Source organism: Croceibacterium selenioxidans, assembly GCF_018599195.1.
Lineage (GTDB): Bacteria > Pseudomonadota > Alphaproteobacteria > Sphingomonadales > Sphingomonadaceae > Croceibacterium_A > Croceibacterium_A selenioxidans.
Genome location: NZ_JAHFVK010000002.1, coordinates 1,082,548 through 1,102,927, shown reverse-complemented (window position 1 = coordinate 1,102,927; position 20,380 = coordinate 1,082,548). Strand labels below are relative to the sequence as shown.

22 protein-coding genes and 1 pseudogene are annotated in these 20,380 nt (G+C 65.0%); 9 read left to right on the top strand and 14 right to left on the bottom strand.

The window, feature by feature from the left end; genetic code table 11:
- The first annotated feature begins 61 nt into the window (after window positions 1-61).
- The 5 genes from rpmG to KK137_RS14135 all read left to right on the top strand — a co-directional run bounded on the left by rpmG (window position 62) and on the right by KK137_RS14135 (window position 3,647).
- On the top strand, window positions 62-229 hold the full coding sequence (rpmG, locus tag KK137_RS14155) for a 50S ribosomal protein L33 (protein WP_214537182.1): 168 nt from the start codon (window positions 62-64) through the stop codon (window positions 227-229).
- Window positions 230-303: 74 nt separating this feature from the next.
- Entirely contained in the window at window positions 304-966 is a 663-nt protein-coding gene (locus KK137_RS14150; protein WP_214537181.1) for a LolA family protein, read from the top strand.
- Between the two features lie 313 nt (window positions 967-1,279).
- On the top strand, window positions 1,280-2,071 hold the full coding sequence (gene xth / locus KK137_RS14145) for an exodeoxyribonuclease III (protein ID WP_214537180.1): 792 nt from the start codon (window positions 1,280-1,282) through the stop codon (window positions 2,069-2,071).
- On the top strand, window positions 2,068-3,129 hold the full coding sequence (ribA, locus tag KK137_RS14140) for a GTP cyclohydrolase II (protein WP_250893983.1): 1,062 nt from the start codon (window positions 2,068-2,070) through the stop codon (window positions 3,127-3,129). The genes xth and ribA overlap by 4 nt, the downstream gene beginning before the upstream one ends.
- A complete protein-coding gene (locus KK137_RS14135) occupies window positions 3,126-3,647 on the top strand; it encodes a GNAT family N-acetyltransferase (protein WP_214537178.1) in 522 nt (173 codons plus the stop codon). The genes ribA and KK137_RS14135 overlap by 4 nt, the downstream gene beginning before the upstream one ends.
- Here KK137_RS14135 and KK137_RS14130 read toward each other — a convergent pair.
- The 5 genes and pseudogenes from KK137_RS14130 to recQ all read right to left on the bottom strand — a co-directional run bounded on the left by KK137_RS14130 (window position 3,644) and on the right by recQ (window position 8,741).
- A complete protein-coding gene (locus KK137_RS14130; RefSeq protein ID WP_214537177.1) occupies window positions 3,644-4,627 on the bottom strand; it encodes a right-handed parallel beta-helix repeat-containing protein in 984 nt (327 codons plus the stop codon). The two genes, KK137_RS14135 and KK137_RS14130, sit on opposite strands and share 4 nt — an antisense overlap.
- Before the next feature lie 36 nt (window positions 4,628-4,663).
- Window positions 4,664-5,674 (bottom strand): LLM class flavin-dependent oxidoreductase, encoded by a 1,011-nt coding sequence (locus tag KK137_RS14125; protein ID WP_214537176.1) that lies wholly within the window; start codon window positions 5,672-5,674, stop codon window positions 4,664-4,666.
- A gap of 61 nt (window positions 5,675-5,735) precedes the next feature.
- Window positions 5,736-5,942, bottom strand: a complete 207-nt coding sequence (locus tag KK137_RS14120) for a type II toxin-antitoxin system antitoxin (RefSeq protein WP_214537175.1) — start codon at window positions 5,940-5,942, stop codon at window positions 5,736-5,738.
- Window positions 5,943-5,952: 10 nt separating this feature from the next.
- Window positions 5,953-6,851 (bottom strand): annotated as a pseudogene (locus KK137_RS14115) (SPFH domain-containing protein).
- 105 nt (window positions 6,852-6,956) lie between these two features.
- The gene (gene recQ, locus KK137_RS14110; RefSeq protein ID WP_214537174.1) at window positions 6,957-8,741 is read right to left on the bottom strand and encodes a DNA helicase RecQ; all 1,785 of its coding nucleotides are present in this window, start codon (window positions 8,739-8,741) and stop codon (window positions 6,957-6,959) included.
- Between the two features lie 150 nt (window positions 8,742-8,891).
- On the opposite strand from recQ, the gene KK137_RS14105 reads away from it, so the two are divergent.
- The 3 genes from KK137_RS14105 to phhA are packed head-to-tail and all read left to right on the top strand — an operon-like array spanning window position 8,892 to window position 10,455.
- A complete protein-coding gene (locus KK137_RS14105; RefSeq protein WP_214537173.1) occupies window positions 8,892-9,200 on the top strand; it encodes a hypothetical protein in 309 nt (102 codons plus the stop codon).
- 52 nt (window positions 9,201-9,252) lie between these two features.
- Window positions 9,253-9,456, top strand: a complete 204-nt coding sequence (locus tag KK137_RS14100; protein ID WP_214537172.1) for a hypothetical protein — start codon at window positions 9,253-9,255, stop codon at window positions 9,454-9,456.
- A gap of 60 nt (window positions 9,457-9,516) precedes the next feature.
- Window positions 9,517-10,455: a phenylalanine 4-monooxygenase gene (phhA, locus tag KK137_RS14095; RefSeq protein WP_214537171.1), complete on the top strand. Its 939-nt coding sequence runs from the start codon at window positions 9,517-9,519 to the stop codon at window positions 10,453-10,455.
- A 63-nt stretch (window positions 10,456-10,518) separates the two neighbouring features.
- Here phhA and KK137_RS14090 read toward each other — a convergent pair whose 3' ends face one another.
- From KK137_RS14090 to KK137_RS14065, 6 genes are all read right to left on the bottom strand, one after another.
- Window positions 10,519-10,755: a hypothetical protein gene (locus tag KK137_RS14090; RefSeq protein WP_214537170.1), complete on the bottom strand. Its 237-nt coding sequence runs from the start codon at window positions 10,753-10,755 to the stop codon at window positions 10,519-10,521.
- A gap of 351 nt (window positions 10,756-11,106) precedes the next feature.
- Window positions 11,107-11,376 carry a hypothetical protein gene (locus tag KK137_RS14085; RefSeq protein ID WP_214537169.1) on the bottom strand — a complete coding sequence of 90 codons (270 nt, stop codon included), beginning with the start codon at window positions 11,374-11,376 and terminating at the stop codon, window positions 11,107-11,109.
- 81 nt (window positions 11,377-11,457) lie between these two features.
- Window positions 11,458-11,727, bottom strand: coding sequence for a GlsB/YeaQ/YmgE family stress response membrane protein (locus tag KK137_RS14080; protein WP_214537168.1), 270 nt, complete (start codon window positions 11,725-11,727; stop codon window positions 11,458-11,460).
- 80 nt (window positions 11,728-11,807) lie between these two features.
- The gene (locus KK137_RS14075; protein WP_214537167.1) at window positions 11,808-12,611 is read right to left on the bottom strand and encodes an undecaprenyl-diphosphate phosphatase; all 804 of its coding nucleotides are present in this window, start codon (window positions 12,609-12,611) and stop codon (window positions 11,808-11,810) included.
- A 122-nt stretch (window positions 12,612-12,733) separates the two neighbouring features.
- Window positions 12,734-14,851, bottom strand: a complete 2,118-nt coding sequence (locus KK137_RS14070; protein WP_214537166.1) for a M13 family metallopeptidase — start codon at window positions 14,849-14,851, stop codon at window positions 12,734-12,736.
- A gap of 129 nt (window positions 14,852-14,980) precedes the next feature.
- Window positions 14,981-16,771: an ABC transporter transmembrane domain-containing protein gene (locus KK137_RS14065; protein WP_214537165.1), complete on the bottom strand. Its 1,791-nt coding sequence runs from the start codon at window positions 16,769-16,771 to the stop codon at window positions 14,981-14,983.
- 163 nt (window positions 16,772-16,934) lie between these two features.
- On the opposite strand from KK137_RS14065, the gene KK137_RS14060 reads away from it, so the two are divergent.
- Window positions 16,935-18,161: a polyhydroxyalkanoate depolymerase gene (locus KK137_RS14060; RefSeq protein ID WP_214537164.1), complete on the top strand. Its 1,227-nt coding sequence runs from the start codon at window positions 16,935-16,937 to the stop codon at window positions 18,159-18,161.
- Here the strand turns inward: KK137_RS14060 and KK137_RS14055 are convergent, their stop codons facing one another.
- The 3 genes from KK137_RS14055 to KK137_RS14045 form a co-directional block, all read right to left on the bottom strand.
- Window positions 18,162-18,767, bottom strand: coding sequence for a DUF4126 domain-containing protein (locus KK137_RS14055; protein WP_214537536.1), 606 nt, complete (start codon window positions 18,765-18,767; stop codon window positions 18,162-18,164).
- Window positions 18,768-18,830: 63 nt separating this feature from the next.
- Complete coding sequence (locus KK137_RS14050; RefSeq protein WP_214537163.1) at window positions 18,831-20,210, bottom strand: putative O-glycosylation ligase, exosortase A system-associated; 1,380 nt, start codon at window positions 20,208-20,210, stop codon at window positions 18,831-18,833.
- On the bottom strand, window positions 20,203-20,370 hold the full coding sequence (locus tag KK137_RS14045; protein ID WP_214537162.1) for a hypothetical protein: 168 nt from the start codon (window positions 20,368-20,370) through the stop codon (window positions 20,203-20,205). Before KK137_RS14045 ends, KK137_RS14050 begins: the two co-directional genes overlap by 8 nt.
- Window positions 20,371-20,380 lie beyond the last annotated feature (10 nt).

Sequence of the window (20,380 nt, the reverse complement as noted above, 5' to 3'; positions counted from 1 at the left end):
TGCGCGTCGCCCCTATTGTTTCGGGCCTAAAGTGCCCTCACCGATTTTTGGGAATCAGACGATGGCGAAGCCCGCAACGATCAAGATCCGGCTCAACTCGACCGCGGATACCGGCTTCTTCTACGTGACGAAGAAGAATCCGCGCAACCAGACCGAGAAGATGACCTTCCGCAAGTACGACCCGATTGCCAAGAAGCACGTCGAGTTCAAGGAAGGCAAAATCAAGTAATCCACCCGCTGCTGAACTGTCGGGAACGCCCGGGTTCACAACAGGTTAAATGCCCCGTATCTAACCCCGGGAGCATGGATATCTTGAATCGACTGAAAGCCACTCCAATGCGCGCCGCGATTGCCGGCGCGCTTGCTGTTGCGGTGCCTGCCGCGCTCGCCGTTTCCGCGGCCCCCGCCGCCGCGCAGAGCGACCAGCTCGACCAGGTCGTGGCTGCCTTGCGCGGCATCACGACCATGAAGGCCGACTTCACCCAAACCGACCGCAAAGGACAGACCGTCCGCGGCGTGATGACGATGAAGGCGCCGGGGCGCATCCGCTTCGAATACGAAAAGGGCGTCAACATGCTCATCGTCTCGAACGGCCGCTCGCTGACCCTGATCGACTACGAAGTGGCGCAAACGCAACGTTGGCCTATCAGCAATTCACCTCTCGGGGCGCTGCTCGATCCCAAGCGCGACGTTAAACGCTACGGCAAGCTGATCTCGACCGGAAATCCTGACGTGCTTAGCATCGAGGTCAAGGATCCGAAGAAGCCCGAATACGGGACCATCACACTCATCTTCACACGCTCGGGCGATGCGCCCGGCGGACTCAAGCTGAGCAGCTGGGTCGCGCTCGACGCCCAGAACAAGCGCACTACGGTACGCCTTTCAAACCAGCGCTTTGGCGTCACGGTCCCGGACAGCGCCTTCACCTACCGCGACCCCCGTCCAGCGGTCGGTCGCCCGCGCTGAACGATTGTCGGCAGGGCGCCCGCGCCTTGCGACCAGTCGCTAACGGTCATTCATTTACGAGAAAGCCCGCGTTCCATAGAGTGCCAAAGTAAGCCGGATGGAGGCGGGTTTCCCCCCTGTTGCCCTGTCCTCACGAGAGATGCCGGCTTGCAAGCGTGACGAACGCTCAAGATGAACCCCCGTCCCAATGCCCCCGGGACGGGGGTTTTTCATTGGGGACCCCGGATGCTTTCGGTTGGCCTTCCCTGCTGGAAGGAAGCATCGGCCAGCCGTGCTCTTGCGGCGCGGCGAGGGCATCCCTATCCCGACCCCGATGGTCAAGATTGCAACATGGAATATCAACTCGGTCCGCCTGCGGATCGAACAGGTCGAACGCTTGCTCACCGAACACGCGCCCGATGTTCTGTGCCTGCAGGAGATCAAATGCCGGGAAGAGCAGTTCCCCCACGCTGCGTTCGAGGCGCTCGGCTATACCCATCGCGTGGTCCATGGCCAGAAGGGCTACCACGGTGTGGCCACTGTCAGCCGCATTCCGTTGCGCGAGGTAGGCCGGCACGACTGGCAGGATAACGGCGAGGCCCGCCATGTCGGTGTCGAGCTGCTCGGCGCGGGGCAGGGCATGATCCTGGAGAACGTCTACATCCCCGCGGGCGGCGACATTCCGGATCGCGAGCAGAACCTCAAGTTCGGCCAGAAGCTCGATTTCCTTGAGCGGATGACGCGTTGGGCCGAAGCGCTCGACCGGCCGACGCTGATCGTGGGCGATTTTAATATCGCGCCTCTCGAATGCGACGTCTACGACCACAAGGCTTTGCTCAAGGTGGTCAGCCACACGCCGATCGAATGCGAGGCACTCGACCGCTTCCGCGCCGCGCATGGCTGGGCCGACCTTGGCCGGCAGTTCATCCCCGCGCCGGAGCGTAATTATTCCTGGTGGAGCTATCGCTCTTACTGGCGCCAGAAGGACCAGGGCCGCCGGCTCGATCACATGTGGGCCTCGCCCGACCTTGCGCGTCAGGCGACGGCGCACAGTATCGTCGAAGAAACCCGCAGGTGGGAACAGCCGTCCGACCACGTACCGCTGATCACGGAGTTCGATCTCTGAGTTCCAGTTCGCCTTCGCGGCGGGCGGCGCAGGCCGTTGATGCGCTGCGCCACGGGTGGCCGCTCGCGATCGGTCAGGCACCAGTGCTGCTGCCGGTCGAGACGGCCCCCGGTCCGGCGAGTTCGCCACTCGCGCTTGTTTCGGCTGCCCGCGCAGTCACGCTCAAGCTCGCCAACCAGCGCGAGGCGGCCGACCCGCACTCGCCGGTGCTGTTGCGCTCGGGCGAGCCGATCGACCTCGTCGCTGCGCGCCCGATCGCCGATCCGGCGCTCGATCTTGCCGCGCCGCTCAAGGGACCGTTTCTTGCCGAACACCTCGACTGGCCCGAAGAGGCCGCCGCGGCGATGGAGCTGGCGAGGATCGCCGGAATCCTGCCCGCGTTCCTCGTGGCGCCCGAGCAGGCCGGAGAGCCTGTGGTGGTGGAGGTGGCGGATGTCGCCGCCTTTCTCGACGCGGCCAACCTGGCGATCGCCACGCGGGCCCGGCTCCCCGTCGCGGCGGTCGAAGAGGCCGAGATCGTGGTATTCCGCAGCCCGGACGACATGCGCGAACATGTCGCGCTGGTGATCGGACGGCAGACCTCGGAACGGGTGCCACTGGTTCGCCTGCATTCGGAATGCCTGACTGGCGACATTCTCGGCTCGCTGCGCTGCGACTGCGGTCCGCAACTCGACGCGGCCCTCGCAGCCATGGCGGCCGAGGCCGCTGCTGGCGGATGGGGCGCACTGCTCTATTTGCGACAGGAGGGGCGCGGCATTGGCCTGGTCAACAAACTCAGGGCTTATGAACTCCAGGACCAGGGCTTCGACACGCTTGAGGCCAACCGCCGCCTTGGCCTTCCCGCCGAGGCGCGCGACTTCCCGGTCGCCGCGCGCATGCTGGCCCTGCTGGGCGTGAAGGAAGTGCGGCTGATGACCAACAATCCGGCCAAGGTCACTGCGCTAGAGCAGGCCGGAGTGATCGTCGACGAGCGCGTGCCGCATCAGCTTCCGGCCAACCCGCACAACGAACGTTACCTTGCCACCAAGCGCGACGCGGCGGGACACCTCCTGCGATGAGCGACCTGACCATCCGCCCCGAACGCCCAGGCGACGAGCCTGCGATCTTCGATGTCACCGAAGCCGCCTTCACCGGTCATCCGCACAGCGAAGGGACCGAGCCCGCGATCGTCGACGCCCTGCGTGCCGCTGGCGACCTTGCGCTGTCCCTCGTCGCCGAGCGGGACGGAGAGATCGTCGGCCACGTCGCCTATTCGCCCGCGATCCTGTCGGGTGGCGAGGAGGGCTGGCTGGCCCTCGGCCCGATTTCGGTGCATCCCAAGCTGCAGGGGCACGGGATCGGCCGCGCCCTGGTGGAGGCCGGCAGCGAGTACTGGCAGCGGGCGGGCGCCCAGGGCCTGGTCCTGCTCGGCGATCCGGCGCTCTATTCCAGGTTCGGCTTCGTCCGGGAAACGCCGCTGCACATCACGGGTCCGCTCGCGGAGTATTTCCAGGCGTTGCCGTTTACCGACGCGGTTCCCGACTCTTCGGTAACCTTCGCTCCCGCGTTCCGGCTGGCGCGACCGACCAATCGCTAGCGCCGCTCGAACGGCTTGAGGCCGGCGCCGAGCCTGTTCTGACCCAACGCCAGTTCATCGCCCGTCCAGTCGGCCACGAACGCGGTGCTGCGCTCGACACCGGGAGCCAGCCGCGCGTCGTTGCCCAGGATCGACAGCCCGACGCTGGAATGCGCATGGTTTTCCGCTCCGACCGCGATGAAGGCGGAGTAGTTCTCCTTGTCGCGGCCCTGGACGAACCGGTTGTTGCTAATCTGGCCCACGGCTCCGTCTGGCAGGTCGATCATGTAGTTGGTCGCCTGGCCGCGGGAATCATCGAAGCTGGAACTCGCGATCTCGACCTTGGCGGCGCGACTCTTGACGTAATGCCCGCCGCGCCCTTCTTCGAAACGGCTGCGCGTCACCCGCAATTGGCCATAGTCGCCGATGTAGATCGAATGCGCGCAACCGCCCGATCCCTCGCAGGTACCGAGGCGGGTGAAAGTCGAGCGGTCGATCACGATCAGGCCGCCGGGGTTGGTCGCGGTGAGAATGCCTTGCTGGCTATCGCGGAACCAGCTCTGCGCCACCGTCAGGTTGCCGCTCTCAAGCCGGATGCCCGCGCCGTTGAAGTCGGGGACCCGCATGGCCTGGAACACGAGGCCCGACACTTCGGCGCCGAGCCCGCGAAGAACGAGCGCCGCCTTGCCTTCGCAAGTCTTGCCATCGAAGATCGCGGTGCCCGGTTCGGTGGCGATGTAGCTGATCGTGCCCGAAGTCTGCACCGCGCACTGGGCATAAGTGCCCGGAGCGATCGCGATGGTTCCCCGCGCCTGGCCGATGGCATCGACGGCGAGTTGCAGGGTTTCGAATCCGCGCCCGGTCTCGACCACGACGAACGGCCGCACCCTCTCCTGTGCGAACAATGCGGCAGCCGGAATCGCGGCGATGGCGAGCGCCGCTATCAGCCCGAGCCACCCTAGCGAAGGGCGGCGAAGCGCAAGTTGATCGACCGATTCCATCCGCCTGCCGGCTAAACGATAAAGGTAAACGGCCCGCTAAGACTTTCCGGTGAGGGCAGGCATGACATGCTCGGCGAACAGTTCGGCAGAGCGGGTAACGGCCTCGGCTGGCAAGTTGCCGAACGCCAGGGCCGAGACGAAATAGTTGATCCCACCCGCTTCCGCTTCGTCTTCCACGAAAGACCGAACCGTGTGGGGAGAGCCCGCGCAACCGTGGCCCATCGCTTCTGCCGCATCCCATTCGAGCGGAAGGTGGGCGGCGAGCGGAAAGCCGTTGCCGCGCTCCTCCCACAGCTTGGCCATGCTCTGGCGCCAGCGGGCATAGGCGGGGCGGACGAGCGCCTTGGCCTCCTCGTCGGTCGGCGCCACGACGATGTGCCGGCTGACACCCATCAGCGGGATTGCCTCTGCCGGCCCCCGCCACTCCGAACGGTAGAGTTCGGTCGTCTGGCGCACGCGTTCACCGAGCGCGAGGGTGACCATATTCACGCCGTTCCGGGCGCACCAACGGATCGAGTCCGGACTGCCCGCGCCGTACCACAGGGGGGGATGCGGGCGCTGGATCGGGCGCAGCGCCATAGGCACGTCGTCGAAGCGGTAGAACTCACCCTCGTAGTCGAGCCTGTCCGACGACAGCCCCTTGAGCAAGACCTCGAGCGTCTCGTCGTAACGCCCGCGTTGCTCGGTCATGTCGAGGCCGTAGAAACCGAGCTCGATCGGAGAAACGCCACGACCCACCCCAAGCTGGAAACGGCCTTGTGAAAGAGCGTCGATCATCGCCACTTCCTCGACCAGCCGTAGCGGGTGATAGAGCGGGAGGAGATAGACCAACGGTCCGAACCGAAGGTGGCGGGTGCGCTGGCTCAGCGCCGCGAACAGCATCCCGGGGGACGGCGCAAGACCGAGCGGCGTGCCGTGATGTTCCGCCACATGATAGTAATGAAATCCGCAGCGGTCGTAAGTCTCGGCGAACCGCAGGCGTGCCTCGAGATGATCGGCGAGCGGCAGGCCGCTGTCGTCGACATGGTCGAACACCCCGAACTTCATAGGGCCTGGCCCTCCCGCATTTTTGACGCCAGCCTAGCCAGTTGGTCGCGTAGCGCCAGTCTCATTCGGCTTCCTGTTTCGGCGGTCGGCCACGGCGCGGGCGCTCGGCCGCGGGGACCTTGATCCCTCTTCGGCCGAGCGCCTCACGCAGCAGGACCTCCAGCTCGGCGTTGACCGAACGGAACTCGCTCGCCGCCAGCCTCTCTATCGTCTCGTAGAGCGCCGGGTCGAGCCGGAGGGGGAAGGCTTTCTTGGGTGTTTGCGGCACGAGCCTGGCCCTACTGGTAGAGCGTTCCTGCGTTCAACACTGGGCTCACTTCGCGTTCGCCACAGAGTACGACCATCAGGTTCGAAACCATGGTCGCCCGGCGTTCGTCGTCGAGCTGGACGATTTCGTCCGCGCTCAGTTTCTCAAGCGCCATCTCCACCATGCTGACCGCGCCGAGCACCAGCTTCGCCCGCGCCGCAATCACCGCTTCGGCCTGCTGCCGACGGAGCATCGCCCCGGCTATCTCAGGCGCGTAGGCGAGGTGAGTGAGCCCTGCTTCGTCGACCACGATCCCGGCATGTGACAGACGTTCGTTGAGTTCCGTCCGCAGTTCACCGTTTACGATCTCGCCATGCGAACGCAGCGTCGTTTCATGCTCCTCGTAATCGTCATAGGGATGGCGCGAAGCGACCGTGCGCAGCCCGGCGTCGATCTGGATGTTCACGAAGGTCCGGTAGTCATCGACGTCGAACGCCGCCTGCGCCGTATCGGACACCCGCCACACCACGTTGCAGGCGATCTCGATCGGATTGCCGCGCAAGTCGTTGATCTTGATCCGCTCCGAATGGATGTTGTTCTGTCGGACCGAAATCTTCTTGCGCCCCATCCACGGCCAGACCCACCGCAGACCCTGCGTCCGCTCGGTGCCCCGGTACTCGCCGAACAAGGTGATCACTGACGACGTGTTCGGCTGATCATGAAGAACCCGGCCAGGATGAAGACGAAAGACAGGATCGACAGCAGCAGCAGCCAGCCACCAAGGGCGGTCGGTCCGTGTGTGTTGAACATGATGATGCGCCAGATGCCGACCCCGATCGCGCCCAGCCACAACAGCAGGAACGCATAGCCGTTGAACGTGCTCGCCGGCCGTTCCTGGCTCCGCGCCATGACCCCCTTCCCCTCAGACATGATGAATCTCCTTTGGCATAAATATGATATCATATTTATATCAAACGTCGCGCGGATCAAGGAGGATCGGGTCCTCCCCGAGCCAGCTTAGGGAAGATGGGAGGCCTAATGCTGCCTGATCACCGACAGGAAGGCATTGCCATAAGCCTCAAGCTTGCGCGCGCCGACGCCGGAGACTTTGCCCAGCGCGGACACCGTGGTGGGCTTGGCAAGAGCCATCTCGCGCAGCACCGCGTCGTGGAAGATCACGTAGGGCGGTACTTGCGCCTCGGTTGCGAGCTCGCGGCGGAGGGCCCGCAACGCTTCGAACAGGGGATCGCCGACAGGATTTGCCGCATCCCGCCGCGCGCGCCCCTTGCCGCTGGGCGCGGGCGGCTGGACGATCTCGACGGTCGCCTCTCCCTTGAGGATAGTCCGCGCGTCGCCTCCGAGCTTCAGCCCGCCGTGCTCGGTGGCGACGAGCGTCCCGCGAGCTTGCAGCGCCCGGCTGAGCGGCTGGAGCAGCCTCGCCTCTTCACCGCCGACTATCCCGAACACACTCAGGCGATCGTGCCCCCGTTGCGTCACGCGCTCGTCCGCGCTGCCGGTCAGGACCTTTTGCAGGTGCCCGAAACCGAAGCTCTGACCGGTGCGATAAACGGCCGACAATAGCTTGCGCGCCAGCTCGGTGGCGTCGATCACGCCCGGTGCCTCCAGGCAGTTGTCGCAATTGCCACAACGCTCGGGCGGATTCTCGCCAAAGTACCGCAGCAGAATGGCGCGGCGGCAGGTCGGCGTTTCGATCAAGCTTGCGAGCGCATCGAGGCGCGCGCGTTCTCCGCCGCGCCGGGCGGCATCCACCTCTTCAAGCCGCTGGCGCGCCTGTGAAAAGTCCGCCGCGGCCCACAGCATCACCGCCACGGCGGGATCTCCGTCACGACCCGCGCGGCCGGTTTCCTGGTAGTAGGCCTCGATCGACTTGGGGATCCCGGCATGCGCCACGAAGCGAACGTCGGGTTTGTCGATCCCCATGCCGAAGGCGATCGTGGCCACCATGACCATATCCTCGCTGGCGACGAAAGCCGCCTGGTTGGCGGCGCGTCGTTCTGGCGGGAGGCCTGCGTGATAGGGCAGGACCGGCCGCCCACTCGCCGCCGCGAGTGCTTCTGCGAGCTGCTCCACCTTCTTGCGGGTGGGAGCATAGACGATCCCCGGACCCGGGTGATCCTTCATCAGCTGCGCGAGCTGGCGGGCTCCGCTCTCTCGGTGACGGATGGCGTAACGGATGTTCGGCCGGTCGAAGCCTGCCACGACCAGGCCGTCCTCAGGAATGCCGAGCTGGGTGAGAATGTCAGCGCGGGTGTGCGCGTCCGCCGTCGCTGTCAGGGCAAGGCGCGGCACAGACGGGAAGGCATCCATCAGCGGCCGCAGCTGGCGGTAATCGGGGCGGAAGTCGTGACCCCACTCCGACACGCAGTGGGCCTCGTCTACAGCGAACAACGCGGGCGGGGAGGCCGAAAGCAGGTTTCGGAAATGCGGTTGGCTGGCGCGCTCCGGCGCGACGTAGAGCAAGTCCAAGGCGCCTGCGCGATAAGCATCGATCGTGGCCTCTCGGTCGTCGTCGACGCTGGTCAGCGAAGCGGCGCGAATGCCGTTCGCACGCGCCGAGCGCAATTGGTCATGCATCAGGGCGATCAGGGGCGAGATCACAACGCAACAACCGGGCAGCATAGTCGCGGGAAGCTGATAGGTGAGCGACTTTCCGGCCCCGGTCGGCATGACCGCCAGAGTCGACCGCCCGGCCAGGACGCGCTCCACCACCTGCTGCTGCACGCCACGGAAGTGTTCGAAGCCGAACACCCGGCGCAGCGCTTGCTCCGCCCCTTCGATCTCCGCCAACTCGTCAGCCATCAGGATGCTCTGGCAGATCGCCGCCGCAAGGCAATCCGCGCTTGCCCAAGTTTAGCCATTTTCTTGGTTCGCTCGCTGCGGTAGCGTGGTCACGACCAGGAAGGAGAGGCACCTAGCCGCCATCCGATTGCCAAGGAAAGGTTTCAAAGAATGAAGAAGATCGCCCTGATTGCAACAACTTCCGCGCTCTCTCTGGCGCTCGCCGCTTGTGGCGGTTCGGGCGATGCGTCCGAAGACGCGATGGCCGACAGCGTCGAGCTTCCCGCCGACGAGGCGATGAGCGATGTACCCGATCCGAGCGCCGCAGCCGTCGCCGACGCGGCCGAGGACGCCACCAAGACTGCCGAAGAAGCGGTCGACACGGCCGAGGCCGCTGGCGACGCCGCTGCCGCCGCCGCTGCCGATGCTGCCGCTGCCGCCGATGCTGCCGGCGCCGCCGCAAAGACCGAAGCGAACTGAGTTGCCCTTAACGGGCTTCCGCCGGGCGGGTGGGAGGCAACTCCTGCCCGCCTTGTTCGCTTGCACGCTGGCGACCACCCTGGTGTCCGGCTGCGGCTCGGACGATGATCCGGGCCCGGGCGGAGTTACCGTGGGCGAAGCCAAAACGCTCGATGAAGCGGCCGAGATGCTCGACGCCCAGCGCTTGCCGCAGGAAGCCGTGGCGGCACCCTCGTCCGAACCGACGGCCGACGAGAACGCGTCAGACAATCGCTAGGACCCTGGGTTGCGGTTTGGCCGTTGAGGTAGCCCATGCTACTTTGAGTGCGGAGAGCCCATGGCCACGATCAGTCAGATAGACCCGGATTTTACGGCGCTTCCCGCCGTGTCGCAGGACGTCTTTACCGCGCCGCTCAAACGCCCGCCCCATGTCGGCGAGGACTGGCTCGAACCGGCGCAGCGCGATTATTCCGCCGACGAAGACACCATCTGGGACGACCTCTTCGCCCGGCAGTTGGATCTTCTTCCAGGCCGGGCTTGCACCGCCTTCCTCGCCGGGCTCGACAAGCTGGACCTCGGGCGCGGCGGCGTGCCGGAGTTTGGCCGACTGTCGGACGAGCTTGGTGCGATGACCGGGTGGAGCGTGGTGCCGGTGCCGATGCTGATCCCGGATCACGTGTTCTTCTGGCATCTCGCCAACCGCCGTTTCCCGGCGGGCAATTTCATCCGTACGCGCGAAACGTTCGACTACATCCAGGAACCCGACGTCTTCCACGACGTGTTCGGCCACGTGCCGCTGCTGACCGACCCGGTATTCGCCGAATACATGCAGGAATATGGCAAGGCTGGGTGGAAGGCGATGCGCTACAACCGGCTCAAGGCCCTCGGTGCGCTTTACTGGTATACGGTGGAATTCGGGCTGATCCAGGAAACGGACGGCTTGCGCATCTTCGGCGCCGGCATCCTGTCCGGCCCGCGCGAGGCGGTGTTCGCGCTAGAGGGTCAGTCGCCCAACCGGATCATGCTCAACGTCGACCGTGTCATGCGCACCGACTACGTAATTGACGATCTGCAACCGACCTACTTCGTGATCGAGAGCTTCGCCGACCTTTACCACCAGACGGTCGACCGCGATTTCGACCGGCTCTATCGCAGCCTCGACCCTGGATTCACTTATGCCAATTCGGCGGTGATCGATGTCGATGACGTCCTCCACCTCGGCACCCAGGAATATCACCTTCGCGGTGGGCGAGGCTCGGGCGCCACTCCGACCTGACGAGCAAAAGCCGGCCCTGGGGACTGCCCCGGGGCCGGCTTCCGGCATGCTACCGTGAATGGCTTACGGCGCCTTGGTTTCACCCTCGACGGCGGACTCGGTGGACGTGGCGCTAGCGGTGGCCGCCGCATCCGACGCCTGAGCGTTGGGGGCCTCGGCCGTAGCGCTCGGTTCGGCGTCATCGGCGACGGCGGTGGCATCGGCGGCGGCAGCGTCATCGGCGGCGGGCGCTTCGCCGCCGCAGGCGGCCAGGCTCAGGCCCAATGCACAAACCGCAGCGATCGCGATTATTGTCTTCATTCTATGTCCCTCCGTGAAATAGCGAGTGGGCGCATTCGCCCCCCGCAGATGAAATACCGGGCGCCGGACGCGCAGCAGGAACCCCGGGCGAAACCTGCTTGCCGCAGCTCAAGATCGCTGGGTCTGTTAGCCGATGAGCGGCTGCGGCTTGCCTAGGACGACGCTCCCTCATCTTGATCGTGATTGGCGGCCTGTTTTTCACGCCAATTCAAAGACATGTATTAGAGACAGAGCTTGTAGGTTGAGCAACGAGCGCGCGACATCCGCAAATGTACGTAGGTACGCCGGACAGCAAAAAGCCGGCCCCGGGGACTACCCGAGGCCGGCTTTCGGCATGCTACCGTGAATGTCTTAGTTCGGCGCGGCGTCCATCTTGTCGGCCTTGTCCTCGAGCGCGTCGGCCTTGGCTTCGCCGGTCGCCTCGACCGCGTCGGCCGTGGCCTCCGCAGCAGCCTCTGTGGCAGTCCCTTCGGCGGCTTCGCGAATGGCGTCAGCCTGGGCGTCAGCAGTCTCTTCGACGGCGTCGGCCTGATTCTCGACGGCATTCTCCTGGGCGCTATCGCAAGCAGCCAGTCCAAGCCCAAGGGCAGCGACCGAACTAAGGATGAGCAGTTTCTTCATTTTGCACCTCTTCGCAGTGTAGGAGACAACCCACGCGACCCATCCGCGCATGAAGTCTCAGTAAGGCCCAAACTGGGCCGGTTAGCGGGCTTCCGGTTTGCGCAACACATTGAGCAGGAAAAGCATCGCGATGGTTCCCAGCGAAGCCGTAAGGAGACCATCGACACTGTAGCTACCTTCAAGAATGCTTCCGCCATTGAGCAGCGGATTCAGCACGATCCCGGCAAACATCGCCCCGGCGATGCCCACCGCGATATTGAGCTGTATGCCGCGGCTGTCTTCCGCGCGCATGATGATGGCAGCAACCCACCCAAGAACTGCACCAACGAGTAGCAGGAAAATCAAACCCATATGCGGCACTCAAAACCTCGATGAGGTCTAGAATCCGCTCAGGCGGGCTTGGTTCCGAAGATGTGGTGGAAAAGTGGCAGCTAGCGGCTCCAAAGCCACACAATTGCCACGGTCCCGGCAACGATGCGGTACCAGGCAAAAGGCGCAAAGCCATAGCGGCTGACATAGGCGACGAAGGCCTTGATCACTGCCAGCGCAACCACGAACGAGACCACGAAACCGATCGCGATTTCGTCCCAGCCGACATTGCCGTGCACGGCCAAGCCGCCGTCCAGCAGCTCCAGCGTCGAAGCGCCGATCATAGTGGGCACAGCCAGGAAGAAGGAGAATTCGGCCGCGGTCTTGCGGTTGATGCCCATGGCGAGGGCACCCATGATCGTTGCTCCCGAGCGGCTGACGCCCGGGATCATCGAAACGCACTGCGCGAGGCCAACGCCGATGACTTGCTTCAACGGCAAGTCCGCCACTGTTGTGTCAGGACCTGCCTTGGCCACCCGTTCGATCCCCAGGATCGCGAGGCCGCCGAGGATCAGCGCCCAGCCTACTACCGACGGGCTGCCGAGCAGCACGTCGATATAGTCCTTGAGCGCGAGCCCGAGCAGCGCCGAGGGCAGGAAAGCAACCAGGATATTTCGGGCAAAACGCAGGCCCTGCGCCTCGAGCTTGAGGACGCCGATCCCGGCCTTCCAGAAGGTCCGCCAATACTGCACCACCACCGCCAGGATCGCACCGAGCTGAATGATGACGTTGAACTGCGCCCACTCCGCCGCGTCGTAGCCAAGCAGCTCCGAAGCGAGGATCAGGTGGCCAGTGGAGGAGACCGGGATGAATTCGGTCAGGCCTTCGACGATGCCGAGCAGGATGGCGGTGAGAGTCAGTCCCATTGGCCCTGCGTGTCGAGGGCGCGGGCGGCGAAGTCAAGCGAGGTGCGGCGCAATTTCCGCCCGGTTCGTCAAATCGCCCTGTTCCTCCCCGAGACAAGCTCGGGGAGGATTGGTCCGGCTGGTTACCAGATGTGGACGCGCTCTTCGGGCGGCAGGTAGAGCTTGTCGCCCGGCTTCACGTTGAAGGCCTTGTACCAGGCATCCTGGTTGCGCACGCCGCCATTGGTGCGGAAGTCTTCCGGGCTGTGCGGATCGGTCAGCAGCCGCTGGCGGCCCGCCGCCTCGCGCTGCGCCGAACGCCACACTTGCGCCCAGGCAAGGAAGAAGCGCTGGTCGCCGGTCAACCCGTCGATCACCGGGGCTTCCTGGCCATTCAACGACATACGGTAAGCCCGATAGGCCAGGCTGAGGCCGCCGACATCGCCGATGTTCTCGCCAAGGGTGAAACGGCCGTTCACGCAGGTCTTGCCGTCATCGTAGGGGCAGTAGGTGTCGTACTGCGCCGCGAGCTTGTCGGCGAGCTTTTCGAACTGCGCACGGTCGGCGTCAGCCCACCAGTTCTTGAGCGCGCCGCTGAAATCGTACTTCGACCCCTGGTCATCGAACCCGTGACCCATCTCGTGGCCGATCACCGCGCCGATACCACCATAGTTGACCGCTGGATCGGCGCTCGGGCCGAAGAACGGCTGCTGCAGGATGCCCGCCGGGAACACGATCTCGTTGAACACCGGGTTGTAGTAGGCATTCACCGTCTGCGGCAGCATGCCCCATTCGGCCCGGTCGACCGGCTTGCCGAGCTTGGCCCGGTTGTCGTTGATCTCCCAGTCGATCGCGCGGATGCGATTGCCGAGCGCGTCGCCAGGGGTGATCACAAGGCCGGCGTACTGCTCGAATTCGTTAGGGTAGCCGATCTTCGGGTTGAACGAATCGAGCTTGGCCACCGCCTGCTTCTTCGTCTCTTCCGACATCCAGGTGTTCTCGGCCAGGCTGGCCCCCAACGCCTTGCGCAGGTTCACCACCAGATCGTCCATCGCAGCCTTGCTGGCGGGCGGGAAGTACTTCTGGACATAGAGCGCGCCGAGCTGTTCGCCGAGCTGACCCTCGGTCGAGGCGATCGCTCGCTTCCAGCGCGGCCGCTGTTCTTCCTGGCCCTGGAGGAACTTGCCGTAGAACGCGAAGTTCGCCGCATCGATGTCGCTCGGCAGCACGGCGGCGTTGGCACTGATGAAGCGCGCGGCCATGAACGCCTTGAGCGTGTCCAGCGGCGTGTCCGTCAGCAGTTTCATCATGGCGGGAGTACCGCCGCCGATGCCCTTCACCATTTCCGGCGTGAGTTCGAGTTCGGCGATCTCAGCCGCCGACGGCGGGAGTTGCGGCACGTTGAACGACTGGACGCTGCCGAACTGGGCTGCGTCGAGCAGCCTGGCCATCGGGAAGCCCGGATAGAGCGCCAACAGTTCATCGCGCGAAAGCTTGTTGTAGGTCAGGTCGCTGTTGCGGAGCGCCGTCCGGTCCCATTCGAGCTCGGCCACTTTGTGCTCGAAAGCGTAGACGGCTTCGGCGGTGGCTGCCGGATCGGCATAACCGGCCTTGCCGAGTACGAACGCGAGGTATTCCTTGTACTTGGCGCGGATCTCGGCATTCCGCTCGTTGTCGATCAGGTAGTAGTCGCGGTCAGGCAGGCCCATCCCGTCGAATCCGACGATGACCACGTAGCTGTTCGGATCCATCTCATCGACGTCGACCGCCGGCGAGATCAGACCCGGCATTCCCGCCTTGGGGAACAGCGCCGTCAGTGAGGCGAGGTCGGGCGCCTGCTTGATTTCCTGCAGATAGGGCTGCGCCGGGGCGAGGCCCGCCGCGTCGATCGCCGCTGTATCGAGGAAGGTGTTGTAAGCGTCGACAATGCGCCGTTCGGGAGTGCCGGCGGCGGGGTTGGACGCGACCAAGCTGGCGACGAGCGTTTCGACGTCGGCCGTCGACTTCTCCCGCAGGATGTTGAACGCCCCGAAGCGCACGTATTCCGCCGGAATCGGATTGTCGTTCACCCACTTGCCGTTGGCGAAGGCGAAGAAGTCGTCACCCGGCTTGACCGCCTGGTCGAGCCCCGCGGGATCGAAGCCCCAGGAACCGAATTCCATGGTCGGCGTGGGGGTGCGTTGTTCTTCCTGCGCGGCGGCAGGGAGCGAGAGGGCAAGAGCGGCGGCGGAAACTCCAACGGCAAGAATGCTCCGGAACATGCGTGGCCTTTCAATGGGCAGAGTCCGCCTGCGCGGACCGGAAAAACTGGTGCTATGATTTAGCGCCCCGCGCACGAATGCAGGGGTCGCTCGTCGGTTGCAATTGATACTTTGTCGATTAACCGAGCCTTATGCGACGGCGGTGTCGTCAAACTGCAGCGCTGCAAGCCTGGCATAGAGGCCGCCGGCGGAACTGAGCCGGGCGTGGGTCCCTTCCTCGACAATGCGGCCGTGGTCCATGACCACGATCCGGTCCGCGGCGCGCACGGTCGCCAGGCGATGGGCGATCACCAGCGTGGTGCGGCCTTCCATCAGCCGTTCGAGGGCCTGTTGCACCAGCCGCTCGCTCTCGGCATCGAGCGCGCTGGTGGCTTCATCGAGCAAGAGGATCGGTGCGTCGCGCAGCAGAGCGCGGGCAATGGCGATGCGCTGGCGCTGCCCGCCGGAAAGGCGCGCTCCGCCTTCGCCAAGGAACGTGTCCAGGCCCTGGGGCAATTCACGCAGGAATGTTTCGGCGTTGGCCGCCTTGGCCGCTTCCCAGATCGCATCCTCGCTCGCGTCCCAGGCGCCGTAACGCAAGTTGTCGCGAGCGCTGGCGGCAAAGAGCGTTCCTTCCTGCGGGACCAGCGCCATGCGGCGGCGGATCTCGGCCGGATCGGCCTGGACCAGCGGCACCCCGTCGAGCCGGATGGTGCCGGCCTGGGGATCGTAGAACCGTTCGGCCAGCTGGAAGATGGTCGACTTGCCGGCGCCCGAGGGACCGACAATGGCGACCGTTTCGCCGGGCTCGATGGTCAGGCTGAATTCGTGGATAGCCGGAGCGTCGGGCCGCGTCGGGTAACGGAAAGTGACGTTCTGGAATGACAGTCCGCCGCGTGGCGGTACGGGCAGGTCCAGCGGACGGGCGGGAGGCGCGATTTCGGGCTTCTGGTTGAGCAGCTCGTTGAGCCGGCTCGCGGCTCCCGCTCCGCGCAAGAGGTCGCCATAGACCTCGGTCAGCGAACCGAACGCGCCTGCCACCAGCATGCCGGTGAGCACGAAGGCGGCGATCGTGCCGCCCGAGAGCGTCCCTTCGGCGACCTGGATCGCCCCGCGCCACAACAGCAGGGTAATCGCGCCGAAGATCAGGCCGATCACCACCGCGGTCATCACCGCGCGCAACAAGATCCGCCGCCGCGCCGTCTCGAACGTCGCCTCGACGGTTGAGCCGAACCGCTGCTGCTCACGCGATTCCTGATTGAAGCCCTGGACGATCTTCATCGCCCCCAGAACTTCCGAGACTCGCGAACCGACATCGGCCACCCGGTCCTGACTTTCGCGCGAAACGCTGCGCAAACGGCGCCCGAACCACACGATCGGCAACAGCACCACGGGCACGCCGATCAGCAACATGCCGGCGAGGTCCGGCGCGAGATAAAGCAGGTAACCGACCCCGCCGATCGCCGTCAGCGCATTGCGCAGCGCGACCGAGATCGTGGTCCCCACCACTTGTTCGATCTGCGCGGTGTCGGCCGTCATGCGCGAGGAAATCTCGCTCGGCGCGTTCTCTTCGAAGAATCCGGGCGAGAGACGCAGGAGGTTGTTGTGGACCGCCAGGCGGATGTCAGCGACGACTCGCTCCCCCAGCCAGCTCACGAAGTAGAACCGGCAAGCGGTGCCGAGCGCCAGGACCACCACGATCATCGCCAGGTAACGGAACCAGCGAGCGATCTCCGCCGGATCGGAGCCCGCAGCAAAGCCCCGGTCGATGATCAGGCGAAAGCCGGACGGTATCGCCAGCGTGGCCGCGGCGGTGATCGCCAGCGCGATGAGCGCCAAAACGACTTTGCTGGGATATTGCGCCGCAGCGGCAAAGATCATGCGCAGCGGCCCGAGGGACGTTGCGGGTTCGACGTCGGGCTTGGTGGGGCGGCGGGCCATGCCGCGGGCATCTAGTGCCTGCGAGGCGGCGCGGCAATGGCTCCGGCATCATTCGATTTGGCGGGGTTGGCGAAATGACGGTCTCGAATGGTGCGTTGCAACTTAACGCTGAAGGGAGTCTAATCGCGCCATTCTCACGGCCAACTCCGACAGGGGACCTCTATTGCTCTACCACGCCTATGAAATGCAGAAGTCGCTGCTGAGCAGCGCGGGCAACTGGGCGGCAATAGGCGCGCAACTCCTGAACAATCCGGCGCTGCCGATGGGCTACTTCGGCACCGGCCCGATCATCGCGAGCGCGCTGCAGGTCTTCGCCCACCTTTATGAAGAACGCGGCAAGCCGGTCTTCAACATCAAGTCGGTCGAGATCGATGGCAAAGATCATGCGGTCGAGGAAACCGTGGTGCTGGAAAAGCCGTTCGGCAGCCTGCGCCACTTCAAGCGGAAAGGCCTGCCCAAGGGCTCGCCCAAGGTCCTCGTCGTCGCGCCGATGAGCGGACACTACGCCACCCTTCTGCGCGGCACGGTCGCCCGTCTGCTGGAGAACCAGGAAATCTGGATCACCGATTGGGCCGACGCGAAGATGGTGCCGGTTGATGCCGGGCATTTCGACCTCGACGACTATATCGACTACCTGATCGAGTTCCTGCGTTTCGTCGGCGAGAACACCCATGTGCTCGCCGTGTGCCAGCCTTCGGTTCCGGCCTTCGCCGCCACGGCGGTCATGTCGGCCGAAAACGATCCCTGCCGCCCCGCTTCGCTGACCATGATGGGCGGGCCGATCGACACCCGCGCCAGCCCGACATCGGTCAACGACGTCGCCATGGCCCGGCCGCTGAGCTGGTTCGCCGGCAACGTGATCGCCACCGTGCCCTTCAATTATCCGGGGGCGGGACGCGAGGTCTATCCGGGCTTCCTGCAGCTCGCCGGGTTCCTCTCGATGAACATCGAGAGCCATATGATGAGCCACTACGAGATGTTCAAACATCTCACCCTCGGCGACCAGGAAAGCGCCGCGGCCACCAAGCGGTTCTACGACGAATACCTCTCGGTCTGCGACATGACGGCCGAGTTCTATCTCCAGACCATCGAGCATGTGTTCCAGAAGCACAGCCTACCGAAGGGTGAGTTCGTGCATCGGGGCAAGCCGATCGACCCCGACGCCATCCGCGACACCGCCCTGCTGGCCATCGAGGGGGAGCGGGACGACATCTCCGGCATCGGCCAGACCCGTGCCGCGCTCGACCTGGCCGAGCACCTGCCCGAGGCGAAGAAGAAGTACTACCTGGCCGAGGAAGTGGGCCACTACGGCATCTTCAACGGCAGCAAGTGGCGCACGCGCATCGCCCCGGTGGTGGAAGACTGGATCCGCGCCAACGCGCGGGGATGATCAGACCGAAGGATCGACCGGAGGACGCGGCCGGAACAGGCTGCGGATGACCTTGCGCGCCAGCAGCAGCAGCCAGATTGTCAACGCCAGCAGGACTACCGCTACCCCGGCGGCGATGTAGGGATGCTCGTACACGAGCCACAGCAATCCGAAGGTGGTCACGTCCTCCACGGTCGAGACCGCGACGTTGCTGACCGGCTCGGGGCTGGTGTTGACCACCGCCCGCACTCCGGCCTTGCCGCCATGGGCCAGCAACGCCCCGCCCCCGCCAAGGAGAAAGGCTATCGCCTGCGTCGCCGGATCGGAAGGATCGACGATGGCGAGCGCCAGTAGCGCCCCTCCCAGGGGACGCACGAAGGTGTGCACTGCGTCCCAGATACTGTCGAGCCACGCGATCTTGTCGGCGAAGAACTCGCACAGCGCGCCGATCCCGGCCACGCCCATCACCCAGGGGTTGGCGAGGATCTGCAGGCCCATGAGGTGTTCGGGCAGGGGTATCGTCCCCGTGCGCATGGCGATCCCGGTGGCGAGAACCACCACGTAGAGCCGCCACCCTGCGAGCAGGCTCATGCTGGCGGCAATGCCGAGGATCTCGGCAATGCCCAAGGCGGGCTGCGCATCCATCATGCGCCTTATCGCGCGAGCGGGTGCTCTTGGGCAAGCCCGGGATCAACTCGTTGCCGGGATCGGCTTCTCGGTCGACGAGCGGCGGAACTGCGCCTTGGTGGGCCGGTGCTCGGTGCGCCGCACATAGGACCAGAGCGCACACTGCAGGCCGACCAGCATGAAGATGAACGGCTGATAGGCGATGCCGACGAACAGCGCCCCCACGAGGTAGATGACCTGCGCTTGCTGCAAGGCCGTAGCGAGGCCCCACTGCCAGGTGGTGGCACCGTCCGCGCCGTCCGCCTTCCTCCCGCCGAACAGCCAGCGAATGCGCTCCATCTGCCACAGGCCCAGTCCATGGAGCAGAAGCCACAGGAACAGCCCCGGCCAACCCTGCTCGCCGAGCATCTCGAAATAGGAAGAGTGGTAGGCGCGCCCGTGGTCGGTAACGACCTGGGACTTGACGATGCTGTTGTTGCCTTCGTTGACAATCGTGCGGGTTTCGTAGGTGAACTTATTGCTGCGATAGGCGTCGAACCCGCCACCGAGCGGCTTTTCGGCGACGTAGTCGAGCGTCCACTTCCACACCTGCACCCGGGTCGAGGCGGACTCGTCGCTGTCGTGGTCCGCGATCGTGTTCATCCGCGCGAGGTAGCTTTGCGGCAGGAAGGGAACCGCAATCAGCAGCGCGCCGCTGGCGAGCGAAGCGTAGAGGACCCGGCGCTTCGCCGAACGAAGCAGGAGCACGCCAAGCACCCCGATGCAAACGAGCCCGGTACGCGCGGCCGTGCCGATCGGAATAAGCAGGCAGGCAAAGATCAGTGCCGCGGCGAACAGTTTGACCCAACGGTCGGGCTTGAACACCGTCCCGTGCCGGGCCAGCCACAGCACGAGCGGAATCACGGCGATCGCCGCGGTCGACAGGATCGAGCCTTCGTAAAGCCCGGTGTTGTCGTTCACGAGCAGCGACAAGGCGCCATAGCCCCCGCTCCCCAGTGCGGTCTTGATGCCGCCGTTGATGATGATCGTCGCGATCGACAGCACCATCACCAGCACTGCGGCCTCTATCCTCAGGCGCGTTCGCAGGGTCAGCGGCAGGAACAGTGCGAAGACCAGGGCCTTCCATACCCAGGCCCACTTCGTCGCCGCCTCGACCGGAAAGTCGGCCGTCTGGGTAGTAAAGAAGCACCAGCCGAGCAGCAATCCCACCAGCGCCTGGCGCAAGGTGACGCGGCTGCCGTGCTTGTCGTCGAGCAGCAGCCAGCCCCCGAAGGCCGCCACGAAGGCGATCATCGAAACCGGGACCGACTGAATGATGCCCCAGCCGATCTTTTGCGGAGCGACCACGTCGATATAGATATAGGCCAGGACCCACACGAACGGCCGCTTCAAGCCGAGCGTGAGGACCAGCGCGATGAAACCCAGCAGGGCGATGTCAATCATCGGCCGCGCTCGCTTCGGCGGCTCCGCCGCGCTTGCGCAACCAGGGACGGTCGCGCTTGTCGGTACCTTCCTCGCTGTCGAGGTCGGGCCTGAACAGCAGGCGCCAGACGGCAACGGCCAGCAGGCCGTGCGTCAGCGCGAGAGTGAAGATATCGACCAAACCCGGACCC

What these genes read in the sequence shown, in the direction of transcription:
- KK137_RS14135 (WP_214537178.1), top strand. Translation starts at nt 3,126, where the DNA reads ATGAGCGACCTGACCATCCGCCCCGAACGCCCAGGCGACGAGCCTGCG.
- rpmG (WP_214537182.1), top strand. Translation starts at nt 62, where the DNA reads ATGGCGAAGCCCGCAACGATCAAGATCCGGCTCAACTCGACCGCGGAT.
- KK137_RS14125 (WP_214537176.1), bottom strand. Translation starts at nt 5,674, where the DNA reads ATGAAGTTCGGGGTGTTCGACCATGTCGACGACAGCGGCCTGCCGCTC.
- recQ (WP_214537174.1), bottom strand. Translation starts at nt 8,741, where the DNA reads ATGGCTGACGAGTTGGCGGAGATCGAAGGGGCGGAGCAAGCGCTGCGC.
- KK137_RS14105 (WP_214537173.1), top strand. Translation starts at nt 8,892, where the DNA reads ATGAAGAAGATCGCCCTGATTGCAACAACTTCCGCGCTCTCTCTGGCG.
- KK137_RS14070 (WP_214537166.1), bottom strand. Translation starts at nt 14,851, where the DNA reads ATGTTCCGGAGCATTCTTGCCGTTGGAGTTTCCGCCGCCGCTCTTGCC.
- KK137_RS14080 (WP_214537168.1), bottom strand. Translation starts at nt 11,727, where the DNA reads ATGGGTTTGATTTTCCTGCTACTCGTTGGTGCAGTTCTTGGGTGGGTT.
- KK137_RS14130 (WP_214537177.1), bottom strand. Translation starts at nt 4,627, where the DNA reads ATGGAATCGGTCGATCAACTTGCGCTTCGCCGCCCTTCGCTAGGGTGG.
- phhA (WP_214537171.1), top strand. Translation starts at nt 9,517, where the DNA reads ATGGCCACGATCAGTCAGATAGACCCGGATTTTACGGCGCTTCCCGCC.
- KK137_RS14150 (WP_214537181.1), top strand. Translation starts at nt 304, where the DNA reads ATGGATATCTTGAATCGACTGAAAGCCACTCCAATGCGCGCCGCGATT.
- KK137_RS14075 (WP_214537167.1), bottom strand. Translation starts at nt 12,611, where the DNA reads ATGGGACTGACTCTCACCGCCATCCTGCTCGGCATCGTCGAAGGCCTG.
- xth (WP_214537180.1), top strand. Translation starts at nt 1,280, where the DNA reads ATGGTCAAGATTGCAACATGGAATATCAACTCGGTCCGCCTGCGGATC.
- KK137_RS14050 (WP_214537163.1), bottom strand. Translation starts at nt 20,210, where the DNA reads ATGATTGACATCGCCCTGCTGGGTTTCATCGCGCTGGTCCTCACGCTC.
- KK137_RS14065 (WP_214537165.1), bottom strand. Translation starts at nt 16,771, where the DNA reads ATGGCCCGCCGCCCCACCAAGCCCGACGTCGAACCCGCAACGTCCCTC.
- KK137_RS14085 (WP_214537169.1), bottom strand. Translation starts at nt 11,376, where the DNA reads ATGAAGAAACTGCTCATCCTTAGTTCGGTCGCTGCCCTTGGGCTTGGA.
- KK137_RS14090 (WP_214537170.1), bottom strand. Translation starts at nt 10,755, where the DNA reads ATGAAGACAATAATCGCGATCGCTGCGGTTTGTGCATTGGGCCTGAGC.